This is a genomic window from Olsenella sp. An285 (genome assembly GCF_002159625.1).
Classification (GTDB): domain Bacteria; phylum Actinomycetota; class Coriobacteriia; order Coriobacteriales; family Atopobiaceae; genus Thermophilibacter; species Thermophilibacter avicola.
Genome location: NZ_NFIZ01000029.1, coordinates 1 through 2,318, shown reverse-complemented (window position 1 = coordinate 2,318; position 2,318 = coordinate 1). Strand labels below are relative to the sequence as shown.

The window sequence follows — 2,318 nt, the reverse complement described above, 5'->3', positions numbered from 1 at the left end:
CTCGGAGGCGACGTAGGCTATGTAGCCCTGCTCGGCCGCCCAGTCCGAGGGCGACACGTCGGCGAAGCCGAGGTAGTCGGCGCGGGCGGGCGCCGGGGCGAGCAGGGCCGCGGCGAGGGCGAGCGAGAGCGCGGCGAGACGTGCGGGCATCCTCATGGCGGGGCCTCCGTTCCCTCGGGGGCGGTTTCGGGCATTGTGCGACGGAGCCGCCGTCGCGACGAGGGACTGATGGGTTCTTCGTATTCTTTCAGCTCAATGACGACCAATTTTCTGATCACCGGCAAGATGATCAACCCTGCCCATCACTCCCAAGCTCTCACTTCCTCTCACTGAGCAAGCCTGCGTCATATCCAACCAGATTCGCGGTATGCCCCGGCTGGCTTGCCCAAGCTTCGAGGGCGGAAGTATCAGAGATGTTGTTGTCGAAACACGTCAGTTCATTTAGCTGCGGGAATCCGCTTACGTCGAGATTTGTTATATCGGTGTTTATGACGGTGAGCTTCTCGAGGCTCGGGCAATTTCCAAAAATGATGTCGCTGATACCCACATCTACGAACTCTGCCTCTCGCAGCCTGGGAGCGTCCCCGATCGTGAAGGTGCCTGCGATGTTGGTAATACCGATGGAAATAGTCTCCAAGCTCTCCGTTCCGAATCTCATAAAGCCACCAAGGCTCGCCCCGTCACTAAAGATGAGGTGCTTGAGACTGCCACACTGAGACAGGTCAAAATCACCTGTGAAGCGACACGTCAGTGTCGCCGCAACTCTTTCGAGCTCGTCGAGCTTTCCAAAGTTGACGTCATATTCGCCAATGTAGAGGTTGATGTCCCTTAGGGACTTGGCGTGGCTAAAATCCAGCGACTTAATTCTTCGCCCGGCATCAGAGATCCCAACATAGAGAACATCAATCCCGTCGATGGACGCAGGGATGACGACATCGGACGATGAGCCCTTGTACCCCGTAATGTATGCCCCGTACCCATAGCTCGCGGTTCCGTAAAGGTTACCGTACTCAACCCCGTCACCAATCACGTATGTGAAGTCGCTCGCATCCGTCGTCGGCCCCTCTGGCGTCTCGGGATTCTCGGGGTCGTTAGGATTGTCAGTCCCCTCCCCGCCGGGGTTGGAGGGGTCTCCGACATCAGGCTCCTCGTCGGCACCCGGGTCCCACGTGCACTCGGGGACCAGCTCCCCGTTCTCCACGTGAATGCCCATCTCGAGCGGGGAGTTGTCTTCGTCAAAAATGGTAGCCGTGACCTTTGCCGAATCGGCCATCTCACCCACGAACTCGGCAAATGCCTCGCCGTAGAGCCAGATGGCCGCATCTCCACAAGTCAGGCCGGGATGCTGCGTAGACTCTACCTTTGCAGCCGCACCGAACTCCGCGCCGACGTCGAAGACCGGCTCGTCCAGCAGCATGAGTGCAACGACGGCGGAGGGGCCAATCTTCCCGTCAACGGCAATCGACACCGAGTCGAAGGTGCGAGTGGAGCTTTTGGTCGTCTGATCAATATCGCCGATAAGGTCGCGGTGAGCAGAGGTGGACATCTGGATATCAGTGGTCACGATAATGTGTCCGGACACATCCGTGTTGAGATAGAAGACGACGTTGAGCCCCCAGCCGGGCACCCCGCAGTACGGCAGGGGAATGGGGCTGCCAAGCCGAATCTTCTTGAGGTTGCTCGGAAGCGCGGAGATGCTGAAGTCGAGATCAACCGTGAGGTCCGCTTCAAAGTCGACGTCGACATAGCCGAAGTATTTGGCAAGAAGTCCGGGCGGAACGAAGACGAAGGCATGCCCCTCGAAGTCGTTGATGGTCAGACTTCCGGTCACCTTGCCGTACACGCCAAGGTCCTCATCGATGCTGATTCCCTCGTCGGTGAGCTCAATTGACTGGAGGGACGCTCCGCCCGCCAGAAGGTCCTCCTTGTCGTACTCCTCGTTGATGATGACGCTGTCGTAGACCTCCGCCGGCTCGGGCACGACGCCCTCGACCGTGGTGACGCCGCCCGATGACGAGACCTCCTCCACCTTCACTGCAGACCCGAAGGGGAGCTCCTCCGTGGGGTCGATCATGACGATGTCCCCAACTTGGACGTCAGCCTCGCTGCCCTCCAGCGCGACGGTCATGCCGTCATCCCTGACATCAACCTCGGACACCGACGCGTCAACAACGTCGCTCGTATACTCGACATCTGTCGGAGCGTCGAAGTCGGGCTCGCCCGGGGCTCCGCCCTCCCCCAGCACGTCGCGGTGGAACACGGCGAACATCTTGGCGGCCTGGTCGCGCTGGGCGGGGCGCTGGGGCAGCGCCAGGGGC

Annotated in this window: 1 protein-coding gene; it reads right to left on the bottom strand. The window is 60.1% G+C overall.

The features are described from left to right. Positions 1–316: 316 nt before the first annotated feature. On the bottom strand, positions 317–2,318 hold a 2,002-nt coding region (locus tag B5F79_RS10730), incomplete at its 5' end, for a leucine-rich repeat domain-containing protein (RefSeq protein ID WP_206391127.1).